Annotated in this window: 20 protein-coding genes, 1 riboswitch and 2 other annotated features (1 of these 23 only partly in view); of the genes, 8 read left to right on the top strand and 12 right to left on the bottom strand. The window is 50.3% G+C overall.

Going from position 1 to position 16,613, the window contains the following annotated elements; translation table 11 throughout:
- The first annotated feature begins 33 nt into the window (after window positions 1–33).
- A riboswitch (SAM riboswitch) is annotated at window positions 34–135 on the top strand.
- A gap of 70 nt (window positions 136–205) precedes the next feature.
- The 4 genes from ACQKD4_RS00845 to ACQKD4_RS00830 are packed head-to-tail and all read left to right on the top strand — an operon-like array spanning window position 206 to window position 3,168.
- Window positions 206–1,360 (top strand): 2,3-diketo-5-methylthiopentyl-1-phosphate enolase, encoded by a 1,155-nt coding sequence (locus ACQKD4_RS00845; protein ID WP_427372147.1) that lies wholly within the window; start codon window positions 206–208, stop codon window positions 1,358–1,360.
- Window positions 1,357–2,007, top strand: a complete 651-nt coding sequence (locus tag ACQKD4_RS00840; RefSeq protein ID WP_427372146.1) for a 2-hydroxy-3-keto-5-methylthiopentenyl-1-phosphate phosphatase — start codon at window positions 1,357–1,359, stop codon at window positions 2,005–2,007. The genes ACQKD4_RS00845 and ACQKD4_RS00840 overlap by 4 nt, the downstream gene beginning before the upstream one ends.
- Window positions 2,004–2,621, top strand: a complete 618-nt coding sequence (locus tag ACQKD4_RS00835) for a methylthioribulose 1-phosphate dehydratase (RefSeq protein WP_427372145.1) — start codon at window positions 2,004–2,006, stop codon at window positions 2,619–2,621. Before ACQKD4_RS00840 ends, ACQKD4_RS00835 begins: the two co-directional genes overlap by 4 nt.
- A gap of 13 nt (window positions 2,622–2,634) precedes the next feature.
- A complete protein-coding gene (locus ACQKD4_RS00830) occupies window positions 2,635–3,168 on the top strand; it encodes a cupin domain-containing protein (protein ID WP_427372144.1) in 534 nt (177 codons plus the stop codon).
- Between the two features lie 18 nt (window positions 3,169–3,186).
- Here the strand turns inward: ACQKD4_RS00830 and ACQKD4_RS00825 are convergent, their stop codons facing one another.
- The 3 genes from ACQKD4_RS00825 to ACQKD4_RS00815 form a co-directional block, all read right to left on the bottom strand.
- Window positions 3,187–3,669, bottom strand: a complete 483-nt coding sequence (locus ACQKD4_RS00825) for a DUF4188 domain-containing protein (RefSeq protein ID WP_427372143.1) — start codon at window positions 3,667–3,669, stop codon at window positions 3,187–3,189.
- Window positions 3,641–4,207: a PadR family transcriptional regulator gene (locus ACQKD4_RS00820; RefSeq protein WP_427372142.1), complete on the bottom strand. Its 567-nt coding sequence runs from the start codon at window positions 4,205–4,207 to the stop codon at window positions 3,641–3,643. Before ACQKD4_RS00820 ends, ACQKD4_RS00825 begins: the two co-directional genes overlap by 29 nt.
- Window positions 4,208–4,314: 107 nt before the next feature.
- Window positions 4,315–5,145, bottom strand: coding sequence for a TerC family protein (locus ACQKD4_RS00815; RefSeq protein WP_214784949.1), 831 nt, complete (start codon window positions 5,143–5,145; stop codon window positions 4,315–4,317).
- 255 nt (window positions 5,146–5,400) lie between these two features.
- On the opposite strand from ACQKD4_RS00815, the gene folE2 reads away from it, so the two are divergent.
- Window positions 5,401–6,312, top strand: coding sequence for a GTP cyclohydrolase FolE2 (folE2, locus tag ACQKD4_RS00810; RefSeq protein ID WP_012727487.1), 912 nt, complete (start codon window positions 5,401–5,403; stop codon window positions 6,310–6,312).
- 39 nt (window positions 6,313–6,351) lie between these two features.
- On the opposite strand, the gene ACQKD4_RS00805 is transcribed toward folE2, so the two are convergent.
- The 3 genes from ACQKD4_RS00805 to pta all read right to left on the bottom strand — a co-directional run bounded on the left by ACQKD4_RS00805 (window position 6,352) and on the right by pta (window position 7,908).
- Window positions 6,352–6,519 (bottom strand): hypothetical protein, encoded by a 168-nt coding sequence (locus ACQKD4_RS00805; protein ID WP_427373291.1) that lies wholly within the window; start codon window positions 6,517–6,519, stop codon window positions 6,352–6,354.
- Window positions 6,516–6,815 (bottom strand): rhodanese-like domain-containing protein, encoded by a 300-nt coding sequence (locus ACQKD4_RS00800; protein ID WP_074035656.1) that lies wholly within the window; start codon window positions 6,813–6,815, stop codon window positions 6,516–6,518. The genes ACQKD4_RS00805 and ACQKD4_RS00800 overlap by 4 nt, the downstream gene beginning before the upstream one ends.
- 103 nt (window positions 6,816–6,918) lie before the next feature.
- Window positions 6,919–7,908 carry a phosphate acetyltransferase gene (gene pta, locus ACQKD4_RS00795; RefSeq protein ID WP_214744764.1) on the bottom strand — a complete coding sequence of 330 codons (990 nt, stop codon included), beginning with the start codon at window positions 7,906–7,908 and terminating at the stop codon, window positions 6,919–6,921.
- Window positions 7,909–8,246: 338 nt separating this feature from the next.
- On the opposite strand from pta, the gene hemQ reads away from it, so the two are divergent.
- The gene (hemQ, locus tag ACQKD4_RS00790) at window positions 8,247–9,023 is read left to right on the top strand and encodes a hydrogen peroxide-dependent heme synthase (RefSeq protein ID WP_214759859.1); all 777 of its coding nucleotides are present in this window, start codon (window positions 8,247–8,249) and stop codon (window positions 9,021–9,023) included.
- Window positions 9,024–9,098: 75 nt separating this feature from the next.
- Entirely contained in the window at window positions 9,099–9,245 is a 147-nt protein-coding gene (locus ACQKD4_RS00785; protein ID WP_012727492.1) for a hypothetical protein, read from the top strand.
- Between the two features lie 3 nt (window positions 9,246–9,248).
- Here ACQKD4_RS00785 and ACQKD4_RS00780 read toward each other — a convergent pair whose 3' ends face one another.
- On the bottom strand, window positions 9,249–10,187 hold the full coding sequence (locus ACQKD4_RS00780) for an ATP-grasp domain-containing protein (RefSeq protein ID WP_427372141.1): 939 nt from the start codon (window positions 10,185–10,187) through the stop codon (window positions 9,249–9,251).
- 152 nt (window positions 10,188–10,339) lie between these two features.
- Here ACQKD4_RS00780 and ACQKD4_RS00775 point away from each other — a divergent pair, with 152 nt between their 5' ends.
- Window positions 10,340–11,830: a potassium/proton antiporter gene (locus ACQKD4_RS00775; protein ID WP_427372140.1), complete on the top strand. Its 1,491-nt coding sequence runs from the start codon at window positions 10,340–10,342 to the stop codon at window positions 11,828–11,830.
- A gap of 41 nt (window positions 11,831–11,871) precedes the next feature.
- Here ACQKD4_RS00775 and trpA read toward each other — a convergent pair whose 3' ends face one another.
- The 5 genes from trpA to trpD are packed head-to-tail and all read right to left on the bottom strand — an operon-like array spanning window position 11,872 to window position 16,097.
- Window positions 11,872–12,639: a tryptophan synthase subunit alpha gene (gene trpA / locus ACQKD4_RS00770; RefSeq protein ID WP_427372139.1), complete on the bottom strand. Its 768-nt coding sequence runs from the start codon at window positions 12,637–12,639 to the stop codon at window positions 11,872–11,874.
- Complete coding sequence (trpB, locus tag ACQKD4_RS00765) at window positions 12,636–13,823, bottom strand: tryptophan synthase subunit beta (protein WP_427372138.1); 1,188 nt, start codon at window positions 13,821–13,823, stop codon at window positions 12,636–12,638. The genes trpA and trpB overlap by 4 nt, the downstream gene beginning before the upstream one ends.
- Complete coding sequence (locus tag ACQKD4_RS00760; protein ID WP_427372137.1) at window positions 13,820–14,374, bottom strand: phosphoribosylanthranilate isomerase; 555 nt, start codon at window positions 14,372–14,374, stop codon at window positions 13,820–13,822. The genes trpB and ACQKD4_RS00760 overlap by 4 nt, the downstream gene beginning before the upstream one ends.
- Window positions 14,350–15,111, bottom strand: a complete 762-nt coding sequence (trpC, locus tag ACQKD4_RS00755; RefSeq protein ID WP_427372136.1) for an indole-3-glycerol phosphate synthase TrpC — start codon at window positions 15,109–15,111, stop codon at window positions 14,350–14,352. The genes ACQKD4_RS00760 and trpC overlap by 25 nt, the downstream gene beginning before the upstream one ends.
- Window positions 15,108–16,097 (bottom strand): anthranilate phosphoribosyltransferase, encoded by a 990-nt coding sequence (gene trpD / locus ACQKD4_RS00750; protein WP_427372135.1) that lies wholly within the window; start codon window positions 16,095–16,097, stop codon window positions 15,108–15,110. Before trpD ends, trpC begins: the two co-directional genes overlap by 4 nt.
- Window positions 16,098–16,153: 56 nt before the next feature.
- Window positions 16,154–16,381: a binding site (T-box leader), on the bottom strand.
- Window positions 16,382–16,429: 48 nt separating this feature from the next.
- Window positions 16,430–16,613, bottom strand: a binding site (T-box leader); it runs 45 nt beyond the window's last position.

The raw sequence follows: 16,613 nt of genomic DNA, 5'->3' as shown, positions 1-16,613 counted from the left end.
AAAATTCAATTAAATTTCACAACTTCACAACTATTCTTATCAAGAGCAGACGGAGGGACAAGCCCGATGATGTCGCAGCAACCGACCAGAAATGGCACGGTGCTAATTCTTGCAGCTATCGCTGAGAGATAAGAGTTCATTGTTTTCGAATGACCTCTTGCCTTGGCATGAGGTCATTTTTTGTTTGACCTGAAAGGAGGAACTTATGGGAATCATCGCAACTTATGAAATCAAACATACCGATCACGTCGAACGCGTGGCTGAGAAAATCGCACATGAGCTGACCGTCGGAACATGGACCGAATTGAACCATCTCGAACAGCATCAACTACAGGCGTTCCGAGGCGCGGTCATCGATACCTCCCAACAGGAAACGACGAGTCGTTTCTCGATTCGTTACCCGCTACATAATGTGACGCCGGACTTCTCGTCCATTCTGACGACGACATTCGGAAAACTGTCGCTCGACCCAAACGTCCAACTTGTCGACCTATCGCTCCCGAATGAGCTCGCATCGGACTTTCCGGGTGCCGCATTCGGTGTTGAAGGGGTCCGCGACATCCTTCAAGTACACGACCGACCGCTCGCCATGAGCATCTTCAAAGGTGTCATCGGGCGTGACCTTGATTTTTTGGCGACACAGCTCCGTGACCAGTTTACAGGTGGTATCGATCTCGTGAAAGACGATGAGATTTTATATGACAATCCGCTCACCCCATCGATCGAACGGGCACGGGTCGGGGCATCGATCATTCAAGAACATCAAGACCTGACGGGTCGTTCCGTTCTATACGCCGTCACGTTGAGCGGACCCGTTTTCACCTTACGCGATCAGGCAAAACGTTTGATCGAAGCAGGCGCGACCGCACTGTTGTTCAATGTGTATACGTACGGGCTCGACGCGTTACGAGAGCTCGCCAAAGACCCTGAGATTCACGTCCCGATTTTGGCACATCCTGCTTTTGCGGGAGCGTTGACCGGATTGATTCGTCATTCCCTCCTTTTCGGGAAACTGATTCGACTCGCCGGGGCAGACTTGACGCTCTTCCCGTCGCCATATGGTTCACTGTCGACTCCGAAAGACGAAACACAACAGATTCAAACGTACGCGACGGAATCCCATTGGACGAAACCGATTCTGACGGTCCCCTCTGCCGGGATTCACCCAGGACTCGTCCCGGATTTGATTCGTGACTTCGGAACGGATGTCGTGATCAATGCCGGCGGTGGGATTCATGGGCATCCAGACGGTGCGGCTGCCGGTGCGAGGGCGTTCCGCCAAGCAATCGATCAGGCAATCGGTAAAACGAGCGAGACCGATGCGTTATCGACTGCGCTGAATACGTGGGGTGCGCGATGAGTACGCACGTCATCTGTGATTTCGACGGGACCATCACGGAAGAAGATAACATCATCGCGTTGATGCGACGCTTCGCCCCACCTGAATGGATCGAACTCAAAGATGGTGTTTTGAACCAAACGCTCTCCATTCGAGAAGGCGTCGGTCAGATGTTCAGCCTGCTCCCGAGTAACCAGCAAGAGCGGTATCGTGAGTTTCTTCAGTCGACCATCACGCTTCGAGCGGGGTTTGTCGAGTTTTTGCAAGAGACCCAGTCGTACGGCTTTCGATTCGATGTCGTCAGTGGGGGCATGGACTTTTTCGTCCATCCGATTCTAGGAGGTCATGTCGCACCTGAACACATCTACTGCAATCACGTTGATTTTTCAGGAGAGACGGCGCGCGTCACATGGCCTCATTCATGCGATGTTCATTGTTTGAACGACTGCGGATGTTGCAAGCCGACGATTGCCCGACAGATTGTCTCACCTACCGACACGTTGATCGTCATCGGGGACTCTGTCACCGATTTTGAAATCGTCAAACGTGCCGACGTCGTGTATGCGCGGGGTCAACTGATTTCACTATGCGAGGCGGAAGGAATCTACTATGTTCCGTTCGAGACATTCTATGACATTTCAGCTCACATGAAAGGAGTGAATGTATGACCGTACAAGAACGATGGGTCGAACTTGCTGACATTAAAGACGAGCTTGCCGCACGGGACTGGTTTCCCGGGACGAGCGGCAACTTGGCAATCCGCGTATCGGACGACCCGTTGACGTTCCTCGTGACAGCAAGCGGTCGTGATAAACGGAAGCGTACGGATGAAGACTTCGTCCTCGTCGATGCGACCGGTCAATTGATTGGAGAGCAGTCAGGCAAACCGTCCGCGGAGACGTTGCTACACGTCGAAATCTTTAACAAGACGAACGCAACCTGTTCCCTTCACGTGCACACGGTCGACAACAACGTCATCTCAGAGCTTTACGCGGCGAACGGACATGTCACGTTCACGGGTCAAGAAATCATCAAGGCACTCGGCTATTGGGAGGAAACGGCAAGCGTCCGAATCCCCATTATCGAGAACCATGCGGATATCCCGACACTCGCCCGTGCATTTGCCCCACATGTCACAAGCGATGCCGGTGCCGTCCTCATCCGGAATCACGGGATCACCGTTTGGGGCGAAACACCCGCTGCAGCAAAACGTTATCTAGAAGCATATGAATTTTTATTTAGCTACTCATTAAAATTACGCGCCTTAGGCGTCCATTCATAAGGAGGAATTCAACATGGCAACGATTTATTTTCAACAAACCGAAGAACGTGTCAGTGATCAACAAGAGGTACGTGACTTTTTAGAATCACGAGGCATCCTTTACGAAGCATGGGACATCGCGAAATTACCTGCTTCCCTTCAAGAAAACTATCAACTAACAGACGAAGACAAAGCCGTCATTTTATCGACGTTCCAAGACGAGATTCAAGACGTATCGACGCGACGTGGTTATCAAACGGCTGATGTCATCTCTTTATCCGATGCGACGCCGAACTTAGACGAACTGCTCGTCAACTTCCAAAAAGAACATCACCATACGGACGACGAGGTTCGTTTCATCGTCAGTGGTCACGGCATTTTTGCCATCGACGATGCAGAGCGTGGATACTTCAATATCGAGCTCAACCCGGGTGACCTCATCTCGGTGCCGGTCAACACGCGTCATTACTTCACGTTGCAAGAAGACCGCCAAGTCGTCGCCGTTCGTATTTTCGTGACGACCGAGGGCTGGGTGCCGATCTACGACAAAGAAAATGTGAATGCATAATAAAAACGGGCAGGTGCGTCATGCATCTGTCCGTTGCTTTTGCTCGTGTAAAGACCGTTCATCCAATCGCTCTTTTGCCGAATTTCTTCCTTTGCCTACATCCACAGTACCAAGCGCTTTACCGAGACCACGATCCGGTAGATTGACATACATCGTCTCATAATTACTCACTGCGTACGTTTCGTGGAAAATACCAACGACATCCGTCGCCCTTGCCTTTTGATTGAATGCTTTCCACGCCTCCAGATGCGTGTTCCCGTGGGCATAGTCGAGTAATTCATCTGTTGACCGCCAATATTGAATCAACGTGACCGAGCGCCAGCCAATCGTCAGATCATGTGACAGAAAGCCAAGTTCCTTTTGTGTATACAGTTCTTTCAGCATGGCCGGCATGGCATTGAAGACCGGCCACCATTTTCGAATCGATCGCAAACGATTCACTCGTAAGCCAATGACAAACACCACTACTTCTTCATTCGGGACGGCCATTTTGCGTGCCATCATTTCCTCCTCCTTTGAGGGTTATCACAGCTGCTTCACACCATTCCATCAATGCATTCGTTTGGCGTTTTCCATAATCGAGTGTCAACAGCCAATAAACAGCGTCAGGTGAATGCGAGTCGCTCGCTTGAATCATCGTCTCGATGGCTTTATACGTCTTCAGTCGTTCCCGTAGCAGTCGTTCATGATGTGTAATTTTGCTGATTGTTTGCTCCATCGTCTCATGTCGAGCGAAGAATAACTTTAGCAAGAGCTCATTCCGTTGAACTGGTAACGTATCCGGCTCTTCTGCAATCCATTGTCTTAACTCGTCATGACCGGTTGACGTCAGCTCGTATGCCTTTCGGTCGTTGTCTTCCACCTGATGGATCAACCCTTCTGCTTCTAACGTCCGAAGCATCGGATACACTTGACCGAAACTAATTTTCCAAAAGTGGTTGAGGCTACGGTCGATCATCTGTTTCATGTCATATCCTGTTCGACACTCCGTCGTCAATAAACCTAAAACAGCGTATCGTGTCATATTTTCACGAGGCATTCAACCCCTCCTATCTAAAAGATAGTATCTATTTGATATATTCCCTCGTTTCACAGAAATGAAAACAAAAAAAGCGTACTTCCCGTGAGAAGATACGCTTTTGGAGATTATGCTTGTTTTGCTGTTGGTTTCGATGAGAACCAGCCCCATGTCGCAATCCCGACCATGACTGACCAGAAGAAGATGGTCCAAGCTGTCGAGTGGACGAATCCGTCTGGGAGTCCCATGAATTCGAACGGCGTACCGGCAATCAACTCTTTGAACCCTGGGTGCTCGAGTACGAGAACCGTCAATTTGACCCCGACCCAACCGACGATGATGAAGGCGGCCGTTTCAAGTGTAGGACGTTGATGAAGCAATTTGACGAAAATACGTGCCGCAAATCGCATCAAGACGACCCCGATGAGTCCACCAGTCAAGACGACGAAGAACTGACCTGAGTCAATCCCACCGATTTCACCGAGACCGAGTGGTGGCAGGCTGACCGCAAGCGCGACCGCGGCTAAGATCGAATCGACCGCAAAAGCGATGTCCGCAAACTCGACTTTCGCAACAGTGAGCCAAAACTCTTTCTTCGATACCGGCTTTTCTGTGACAGCCGTCTCTTCTTTCGCTTCGGCCGCCAACTCCTGTTGTGGCTCCATCTTCCTCGCCTTATAGGTCATATACAGGTGTCGCGCACTCATTCCGATTAAGTAAAGTGCACCTAGTGCCTGTACTTGCCATACGTTGATCAAGAACGAGATCAAGAACAATGCGATAAATCGGAAGACGAACGCCCCGAGGAGACCATAAAATAATGCCTTCTTCTGCTCTGTACGCGGCAAGTGTTTGACCATGACGGCCAAGACGAGCGCGTTGTCTGCAGATAATAAGCCTTCCAAACCGACGAGTACGACGACGATCCAGGCATACTGCAGGACTAACTGCCAATCCATAAAAACATCTCCTTTTTTCTTTCAATTCCTTCATATTTAATAGTGATCTATTTTTTAAGTTCACAGGACCATTTTATTCCCGTTCACAAAGTAAATCAATCCTCTTTCTTCAATATCTGAAGGATTTTTTTGCGATTGCATATTCAAAACATGTTATGAGAGCAAAATCATACCCGTTCAGCCATCATTTCGTGATAAAATCCTAACAAGAACGAGTGGTCCTTTGAACCGCTCTAAAAAAAGGAGAATCCGATTATGTCTACAAGCCATGTCGCTTTACCTACTAAAGCAGAACGACATAAATTGTTCGGGTCGGTCCCACCGATTAAAGGAACAAAGCCGACCGAGAAAGAACAGATGGTCGATTTACAAAATACACCGAAAAACTTCTTATTCGCCCTCGACAGTGTCGGCATCTCAAATGTGAAGCACCCTGTGAACGTCGAGACGCCAGAAGGGGTCCAATCAACGGTCGCTACATTCGAATTGACGACATCGCTCGTTCAAGACCGTAAAGGAATCAACATGTCTCGTTTGACAGAGCAGCTCGACGCGTACCATCAACAAGGGTGGACGGTATCGAACCGTTCGTTGATCGAGTTCGCACAGGAGCTCGCCGAGCGTATGGAACAAACGGAAGGCCAATTGACAATCCGTTATCCATGGTTCTTCACGCGTAAAGCACCTGCGACTGGCCTTAGCGGTTTGATGAACGCGGACGTCATGCACCGTGTGACGTACAACCTTGAAACGGGCGTCGCAAACGTGACGGTCGGTCTCGTCATCAATGTCACGACGCTTTGCCCATGTTCAAAAGAAATCAGTGAGTACAGCGCCCATAACCAACGTGGGTACATCACGATCGAAGCAGGTCTTGATGAGACGTCGATGGACGGATTCGACTGGCGTGCAGCACTTCTCGATGCAGCGGAGTCGAACGCCTCAGCACCACTCCACCCGGTCCTCAAACGTCCGGATGAAAAACGTGCGACTGAAATCGCGTACGAAAACCCGCGTTTCGTCGAGGACATGGTCCGCTTGATCGCGGCTGACTTGTACGAGATGAAGCAAGTCGTGAACTTCTTCGTCGAATGCCGTAACGAAGAATCGATTCACCAACACGATGCCATCGCATCAATCACATTCGATAAGCGTCAAGACGCATAAAAAAATGCGGAACCTCTGTTAAAGAGGTTCCGCATTTTTTTATAGACTTGTCATGAGTTCAATCGTCAATAAGATGATGATGAGCATCACCCACACTGCCCAGACAAGTCGCCACTTCTCCCAGTCAAATCGCTTCATCACTGCATAGACCGTGAGGTAGAGCGCAATGAGAAGCGGTACGACGACCCAAGGATTCTCTAGCATCACGCTTCGATGTCGCCATCCCAAGCGAGCATTCCGCCGTCGACATTGACGACTTTATAACCTTGCGATTCTAAGTAATCACACGCCGTCTGGCTCCGTCCACCTGAACGACAGATGACGTGATAGACATTATCTTGTGCCAACTTTTCTGTCACATGTGGAAATTCAGATAGTGGATAGAGCGGTACGTTCGGGATATGCCCTGCATCATATTCATCTTGTTCGCGCACATCGATGATATGGAGAGACTCCCCGTTCTCTAACTTTTCTCGTAATTCCGTCGCATGAATGCTTTGCATACATAGCTCCCCTTTCGATAATGGATTCCTCTTATAGTTTACCTCAGCTCCCCTTCAAAAAAACACAAAAAAAGCACCCTTCTATCAAGAAGGATGCTCCAACTTACGCTTCGTTGCGCTCGTCGATTGCTTGTGCTGCCGTGATGAGTGTCAATTTGTAGACGTCCTCTTCGTTACAGCCACGTGATAAGTCGTTCACTGGTTTGTTGAGACCTTGAAGGATCGGACCGATTGCTTCGAACCCACCGAAACGTTGAACCATCTTGTAGCCAATGTTTCCTGCTTCAAGACTTGGGAAGACGAATACGTTCGCCTTACCAGCAACGTCAGAACCCGGTGCTTTCTTCGCCGCTACGCTAGGGACGAATGCCGCATCGAATTGAAGTTCTCCGTCGATTGGAAGGTTCGGTGATTTTTCTTTTGCAAGGCGTGTCGCTTCCACGACTTTCTCTGTTTCAGGTGACTTCGCAGAACCTTTCGTCGAGAAGCTAAGAAGCGCGACTTGTGGGTCGATGCCGAACGTCTTCGCTGTCGCCGCCGACAAGAACGCGTTCTCTGCTAAGTCTGCAGCGTCCGGTGCGATGTTGATTGCACAGTCCGAGAAGACATATTGCTCGTCGTCACGTACCATGATGAATACACCTGATGTCTTTTTGATCCCTGGTTGCATTTTGATGATTTGAAGTGCCGGACGTACCGTATCGGCCGTCGCGTGCATCGCGCCTGAGACAAGACCTTCTGCTTTTCCTGTATGAACGAGCATCGTTCCGAAGTAGTTCACGTCTGATGTAAGGAGTTCGCGCGCTTGTTCAGCTGTCGCTTTCCCTTTACGACGCTCGACGAATGATTCAACGAGAACATCGATGTCTTCGTATGTCGCTGGGTCATATTGTGTCAAACCTGAGATGTCAAAACCGTGTTTCGCCGCAACCGCTTCAACGTCTGCTTTCGCACCGACGACGATCGGTTCTACCATACCGTCCGCCTTTAATCGAACAGCTGCTCCAAGAACACGCTCATCGACGCCTTCTGGGAAGACGATTGTCGGACGAATCGGACTGACTTTTTGCTTCAACGTTTCAAATAATTTCATAACGAATGAACCCCTTTTCTCAATTTACAGCATGACTGCTAGTGGTTTTGCCGTTGACTTGTGTCTTTACGCGATTTCAATTATACACAGTACCCTTTTTAAAATAAACTATTCTGCCCATTTCGCCATAAATCGCTTAGAATCAATCATTATATGAATAGAACAGTTTTACTAAATCGACTGATACAGCCATTTTTGTAGCCGTTTTCATGTTTCTGTCCTCTGTTCTTTACCCTTCGTGAATCGTGATAACCCTCACAGTGTCTCAAAGTTGCCAGTCAGTGAAGCGTGTATGGTAAAATAGACGGCGAAGCCAAGTCCCGAAAGGAGATTTTTTTATGTCAGAACGTCCAGTACCTACAACAGATACACAACATGCCGCCGCCACGTTAGACGGATGGTATACTCTTCATGATTTCCGCACAATCGATTGGGCTCGTTTGAAGCTCGTCGACGCCGAAAAGCGTCAACACATGATTGACGAGTTCACTGCGTTCCTCGCTTCTCTTGAAGAGGTTGAAGCAAAAGGTGAAGGAAGCCACGCCTTCTACTCAATTCTCGGTCAAAAGGCAGACCTCGTCTTGATGGTGCTTCGCCCGACATTCAACGAACTTGAAGACGTCGAGCGCGCATTCCGCAAAACAGCGCTATACGACTATATGATTCCGTCGTATTCGTACGTGTCGGTCATCGAGCTCGGGATGTATCGTGGATCTGGAGATGGGGACCCATATCAAAACCCTCATATCCGCTCACGTCTCTACCCGACGCTTCCAAAAGCCGCGCACATCTGTTTCTATCCGATGAGCAAGGCTCGTCGCGACGGTGACAACTGGTACATGTTGTCGATGGATGAGCGCAAAGACCTCATGTATCGCCACAGCATGATCGGCCGTAGCTACGCCGGTAAGATTCAGCAGTTCATCGGTGGATCGACTGGATTCGATGCATGGGAATGGGGCGTCACGCTCTTCGCTGAAGATTCACTTCAGTTCAAGAAAATCGTTTACGAGATGCGTTTTGACGAAGTGAGTGCAAAATACGGTGAGTTCGGTGACTTCTACGTCGGGAACATCTTACCGAAAGAAAATCTGAGCACATTCTTTAGCGTGTAAAAGGTTTACGCGTATAGCACCTCGGGAATTAAGGATGATGTAAGCAAGTTATCCTAATCAACGAGGTGAACAACGATGCGCGTGTTCAAAGAAACCGATCGTGACACTGCGGAACGTTTAGATTCGTTCATCGAACGAATGGCACCGACAGCAGAATTAGTCCAACATCGATTTGAAGAGCAACTTAAACATACACAGCAAAAGGGTCAGGCGAGCGCCTGACCCTTATTTTGTCGTGGTGACATGAAGTGCGTCCCCTAAGAAACTAGCCAATTCAAGCATTCCATAACGTCCTGCTTTCGCTTCAGCGTCGGAATTGTAGTTCGTATTCGTATTGACGTCGTAGGCATAGACGTTATCGTCTCGGTCTCGAATGATCTCAATCCCCGCAATATCGATCGCATTCGCTTTCAGGAACTGTTCGAGCTTTGGAATGATTGGGTCATCGAATCCTTCGACAATTTCGAACTTCGCCGGTGGCGTCTCCCCAACCGGGCAGAATTGGTCTTCAATCGAGCAGGCGTCTGCCGGGCAGAGCTGGAATCCTTCCGACGTATCGACACGCACCGCATAAACGAACTTCCCACCGATGAATTCACAACGGGTAATATATGGTTCCGGGGATTCGATATACTGTTGAATGAGCGTGATGCCGTCAACCGAGTCCTCAAACGAGGCACCATACACATATTCCTTCAATCCTTCGATTGTATGGAACAATTGGACACCAAGTCCTTTTCCGGCACGGTTATGTTTCGTGATGAACGGTGTCATGTCTAGCTTTTCGGCCGCCTCGATGATTTGGTCTTTACCGACCGCCGCAATCGTCTTCGGCACACGAATCCCTTCACGACGAAGCGCCGTGTACTGATTGACTTTACTTACTTCTAGGCGAATGGCACGCGTTCCGTTGAACACGGTACGGTCATGCGCTTCTAGCCAAGCGAGGACGCCTTCTGTTAATTCGGGTGCATACCGATGCCCGCGTGTGTGCGAAGAAGCGCTCATGCGATTATAAAAGACACCTTCCGGGGGCGTTGCTTCGAGATCAATCGTCCCTTGGTCCAAGTGCCATAGTTCATAAGGCAACTGTAGTTCTTCTAAGCGATGAACCAGATGGTTCGTCCATTCTTCGTTCTCATGAATGACGTGAATTTTAGACATCATCATCCCTCCTTATTCTTGTTCTCACTTTACCATATCCATAACTTATAATTCCAATGTGTAAGGTTGGTATAATCGTCAATTCTGAAATATCAGACGATTTCATGGTACAATGAACTTAAGAGCATTGTTTTGGAAAGGAAGTGTTGTGTTTGCCCGTACCTGTCATCAGTACTGATGTACTCATCTTACTCTTCGGTCTACTTCTTGTAGCCGGTGTCATGGCGACGCGAATCTCGACTCGCTTCGGCTTGCCTGCCTTGATCTTATTTATGGGGATCGGCATGATCATGGGAAGTGATATCACCGGTCTCATCTTCTTCGACGACTCCAACCTGGCACAGCTGATCGGGGTAGCCGCCCTGATTGTCATTTTGTTTGAAGGGGGTCTTCAGACGAAATGGTCATCGATTCGGAGTGTCCTCGCGCCAGCCGCCTCACTTGCGACATTCGGTGTCTTAATCACCACGACTGTCGTCGCCGTAGCCGTTCGTTTCGTATTTGGTTTCGATTGGATTGAATCTTTCTTATTCGGTGCGATTATCGGTTCGACCGACGCGGCGGCCGTCTTCGCTGCATTTAAAGGAAAGAACATCTCACCGAAAGTCGGTGCGACACTCGAAGCCGAGTCCGGCACGAACGACCCGATGGCGATGTTTTTGACGATTCTCGCCCTCGACTTCATGATGAAGCCAGAAACGACCATCTGGGACGGTATCTGGATGTTTGTCCTTCAAATCGTTGTCGGAGCCCTCATCGGCTTCATTCTCGGCCAGCTGTCCCGCCTCATGTTGAATCATCTGAGACTCGAATCGAGCGGACTACATGCCGTCCTTATGATTTCAATGGCGTTCCTCACCTATGGTGTCACAGCCTACTTATTGGGAAGCGGATTACTAGCGGTCTATATCGCCGCCATGATTGTCGGAAATGCGGATACCGCGCATGAAGTGACAATCGTCCAATTCTCAGAAGCACTCGCATGGATCATGCAGATCATCATGTTCGTCATTCTTGGGTTACTCGTCTTCCCACGTCAACTCATCGAACCGGGCTTGATTTGGAAAGGACTACTCATTTCATTCGTCCTCATGTTCTTCGCCCGTCCGATCGCCGTTTATCTATCGACACTCGGCATGGCATTCACGAGAAAAGAAAAACTGTTTATCTCGTGGGCCGGGTTAAAGGGAGCTGTCCCTATCGTCTTAGCCACTTTCCCTCTCATCGCTGGGATTGAAGACAGTCAACTGTTATTCAATGCTGTCTTCTTCGTCGTCGTGACGAGCGCCTTGATTCAAGGAACGACGTTGACGCCGCTCGCTGAAAAATTAGGGTTGCTCGGACCAGATAAAATCCGTTCGCCGTATACGATTGCCCTCGTCTCGAGTAAACAGTCCCAACATAAGCTCGTTCCTTATGTTGTCACGGAGAGTTCTTCGATGATTGGCAAGACGCTAGCGGATATCACGCTCCCACCGAACACCGTCGTGAACGCCATCGTCCGAAACGAATACTTGATTCCACCAAATGGACAAACATCCATCGAAGAAGGCGACCTTTTATATGTGCTCGCTTCGATGTATCGTCATGATCAACTCGACCAAAAATTTGGTGAAGACGGTCTCGATCGAGTGGAACTATGAGTAAACGAATAACCGGCGCCTCTTTTGAAGCGCCGGTTTTCTTATGCGTGTATGTGCTTTGCCGATTGGATCAATGTCTCAACGTCATCTGTTCGCCCTTCATGGAGCGCCTCGACGATGAAGCTCCCGACGACGACACCGTCACATGCTTGTCCTAACGTCTGCACTTGCTCCGAACGGTGTACGCCGAATCCTGCTAAGACGGGAACACGTGACTGGTCTGTCAATCGAGTCAAATAGGCGAGTAACTCGTCCGGGAACACATCGGCTTTCCCTGTCGTCCCTTTGAGCGTGACCGCATAGACGAATCCTTCCGCTTTCTCTAAGATGGATGCCGTACGCTCTTCGCTACTCGTCAATGTAACGAGTGGGATGACGGCGACGTCATGTCGGTCGATATCTGCGAATAATTGGAGACTCTCTTCAAACGGGAGATCCGGAATGATGACCCCACTTACGCCGCATTCATTTGCCCGGTCAAAGAACGGTTGAACCCCGAACCGAAACACTGGATTCAAGTATGTCATCAAGACGATTGGAACGTTAAATTGATCATTTCCTTCTATTAAATGGTTCAATACCATTTCAAGCGTCACACCTGCTTCAAGAGCACGCATGCCTGCCGCCTCAATGATTGGACCATCTGCCACCGGGTCCGAGAAAGGGATTCCGAGTTCAATCGCCGTCGCACCCATCCGTTCTAGTTCTACGATGGTCGGGATGAGTCGGTCCATCCCGCCATCACCAGCCATGATATACGGGACGAACGCTGCCCCTTCTCGCTCTCGAATCGCTGTTTCTAGTTTCATCGTGTCGCCACCTTCTCTCGGATTGTGTGGACGTCTTTGTCTCCGCGCCCTGATAAACAAATCACCAACGTTTCGTCTTCACCCATCGTCTTCGTGAGCGTCTCCGCATAAGCGAGAGCATGTGAGGATTCTAAGGCAGGAATGATGCCTTCTTGTCGACTGAGGGCAAGACATGCATCGAGTGCCGCGTCATCGGTGACGGCTGCATACCGCACTCGCTCGATATCTTTCAAGAAGCTGTGCTCTGGTCCTACCCCCGGGTAGTCGAGCCCGGCTGAGATTGAATGTGCCTCCTCGATTTGGCCGGCCGCGTCTTGTAAGACATACATGAGCGAACCATGTAGGACACCGACTTCCCCTTTCGTAAGGGTTGCCGCATGTTTATCTGTATCAATGCCACTGCCTGCTGCCTCGACACCGTAGAGGGCGACCGACTCATCGTTCAAGAACGGATAGAACATACCCATGGCGTTACTTCCTCCTCCGACGCAAGCGACGACGGCGTCTGGGAGACGTCCTGTCTGTTCGAGGATTTGACGACGCGTCTCTGTTCCAATCACGCTTTGGAAGTCACGAACCATCTGCGGGAACGGGTGCGGTCCGAGTACAGAGCCCATCACGTAATGCGTATCGTCGACATGTTTGACCCAGTAACGAAGCGCTTCATTGACGGCATCTTTTAGCGTACGGCTGCCTGATTTGACAGGGACGACTTTCGCTCCGAGCAGTTCCATCCGAAAGACGTTCAACGCTTGGCGCTCGACATCGACCTCACCCATGAAGATGGTGCACTCTAAATCGAGTAATGCACATACCGTCGCAGTCGCGACGCCGTGCTGACCAGCACCCGTCTCGGCGACGACTTTCTGTTTCCCCATCCGTTTCGCGAGGAGCGCCTGCCCGATTGTGTTATTGATTTTGTGGGCACCGGTATGGTTCAAGTCTTCCCGTTTCAAATAAACGTTCGTCCCGAGGCGACGACTCAAGTTCGATGCATAATAAAGTGGCGTCTCACGTCCCACGTATTCGCTTAATAAAGAAGAGAAGCGTTCTTGAAACTCAGGGTCTTGCTTCGCCTCTTCGTAAGCGACCTCTAATTCTTCGACCGCTTGCATGAGCGTCTCCGGAATGTACTTCCCACCATATTGTCCAAATTTCCCGTTCACTGGTTGTGCATACATCATAGTTCCTCCTTGGCGCGTTGAATGAACGCGCGAATTTTTTCGATATCTTTCACACCGTCCGTCTCGACACCGCTAGAGACGTCGACGCCGTCTGGTTGAATCGTTTGAATCGCTTGTCTCACATTATCCGGGGATAGGCCACCCGCTAGCCAAAACGGATGTTTCGGCCGGTCAATTGCGTCCCAGTCTAATACTTGCCCACTTCCCGGATTCGGATGATCCATCAATCGGACATCCGCCGTCTCCTCGGTCGACGCATCGATAATCGGTAACCCGAAGATGCGGAGTTCTTCCATTGATTGTGTCCGATGGTGAATTTGTAAATCCGTCAGCCCCACGTCCATCGCTTGCTCGATGTCTTCCATTGAAGGACTTAAAAACACACCAACGATTCGAACCGATTGTGGGATCTGTGCAACTAGCGTCTTCGCTGTCGCCACGTCGATTTGACGGGAACTCGGTGCAAACACGAACCCGATGGCATCCGCCCCCGCCTCTACCGCTGCCTGAACAGCTTCTTCTGTCTTTATTCCACAGATTTTAACGAACATGTTTTCAACTCCTCGAGTAGCCGTGTCGGGTCTTCTTCACGCATGAGTGCTTCCCCGACGAGAATGGCGCTTGCCCCGGCTTCTTGTAAACGGGCAGCCGCCTCGACTGTGCTGACTCCACTTTCGCTGACGAACGTGACGTCGGGATAACGTTCCATCAAATCGATCGATGTCTCGAGGGATACCTCAAACGTTTTTAAGTCTCTGTTATTGATGCCGATCAACACGTCATCAAGTTCGAGCGCGATGCGTAACTCCGGCTCGTCATGTACTTCGACTAAGACGTCAAGACCGATCGAGCGGGCGTATCGCGTCAATTCGTGGAGACGTGTCGGATGGAGGGCCGCCACGATGAGAAGTGCCACACTCGCCCCGTAATGCTTCGCATAGTCGAGTTGCCGTTCATCGATGATGAAATCTTTACAGAGCACCGGGATCGTGACGACGTCGGCGACTTGTCTTAAATCGTCAAACGAACCGTTGAAATACGTTTTGTCTGTCAGAACGGAAATCATCGTCGCACCGGCTTGTTCGTATTGATGAGCTCGTTCGGCAACGTCGACCGTTTCTCGAATCATTCCTTTTGAAGGAGACGATCGTTTAATTTCCGAGATGATATGGAATCCATCATTCATCATATTTAAAAGAGCGACCGGTTTTGTCACAGCAACATCGATGGGCTGCATGCGACTGACCTCTTCGATTTTCGTTCCGATGATTTTCGTTAAATAACTCATGCCTCTACCTCCGTACGTTGTAAGTGTTGTAACACGCGCAAGGCGTGTCCTTCGTCAATGCTTCGTTTCGCCTCTTTCACTCCCTCACGGAGCGTCGAAGTCGTGCCGTACGTGCAAAGGGCCAGCGCCGCGTTCAGTAAGACGACGTCTCGTGCCGGACCTATTTCTCCGTTCAACACGGCGAGCAGTGTCGCAGCGTTCTCTTCCGGTGTGCCTCCGCGTAATGCTTCGAGCGGCGCCCGCATCAAGCCGACATCTCGTGGGTCGACCGCGTAACGCGCCGTCTGTTCCCCATCAAAGAAGTACACATCATTCACACCAGCAAGGCTCGCTTCATCGAGACCTCCCGCACCGTGTACGACCATGCCACGCTCTACGCCAAGATGCCGCATCGCGGTCGCCATTTTCTCAAGTAGCGACGGATGATAAACACCGATCAATTGTCGTTTCGGACGAAGCGGATTCGTCAACGGTCCGATTTGATTGAAGATGGTCGCCGTCGCGAGTCGTTTCCGGACCGGCATGACGTGCTTCATAATCGGATGGACATGTTGCGCGAAGAGGAAACTCAAATTCGTTCGCTTCAAGTCAGCATGTACTTCTTCTGCCGTCTTCACGATTGGAACGTTCAATGCCTCGAGGACGTCGGCGCTTCCCGATCGACTCGATACGCTTCGGTTTCCGTGTTTGGCGACCGGAATGCCGAGACCGGCTAGGACGAACGCGACGGTCGAACTGATGTTGAACGTGTTCGCCCCATCGCCGCCAGTACCACACACATCGAGTACCGGTAAATCAGTCGGGGGGAACTGTGCCGCTTCACGGATGTACGCTGCGAGTCCCGCCATCTCTTCTGCCGTCTCCCCGCGTTCTTTCATCGCGAGTAGCACACGTTCGATTTGCGCCTCATCCGCTTGGAACATCTCGCTTGCTGCCACTTTCATATCTGCTGTCGATAGTGCGTTTGTCTCCAATTGTTGAATCATCGTCTGTTCCCCCTCTAAAAATGTGTATAAAAAAAACTCCACACGACAGTCGTCGTATGGAGGACGGTTTGAGACCGCGGTGCCACCTCTCGTTGATTCCAAAGAATCCACTCTCCGATGCAATCACATCGTATCCCGATAACGGGGGAAACCGTCACGACCTACTTCATTCAGCCATGCTCTCATGAGCCCATTCACGCGGACGCCTCGGTCAGGATCTCACCACCCCTGACTCTCTGGACGAAACGTCTTCTCGCGCTACTCTTCTCAATCCTCGATTTGTATTGTTGAAACGAAAAAGGGGTCACCCGTCTCCTCATAGCTTACGCTACAAGAAGGACGAGTAACCCCGTGGTGCCACCTTCGTTGGTTCTACAGAACCCACTTCACGGACAATCATCCGCTTCCCCGTGATAACGGTGGGTAACCCGCTAAAGCCTACTCAAAGTTCGGTTTAGAGCTCAGAAGTCCATTCGCGACGTCCTATATACTGATTCGCACCACCCATCAGCTCTC

It is taken from the genome of Exiguobacterium sp. NPDC077395 (assembly GCF_050269125.1).
Taxonomy (GTDB): Bacteria; Bacillota; Bacilli; order Exiguobacteriales; family Exiguobacteriaceae; genus Exiguobacterium; species Exiguobacterium aestuarii_A.
Note: the sequence above shows the minus strand (reverse complement) of the source record. Positions and strands in the feature narration are given on the sequence as shown.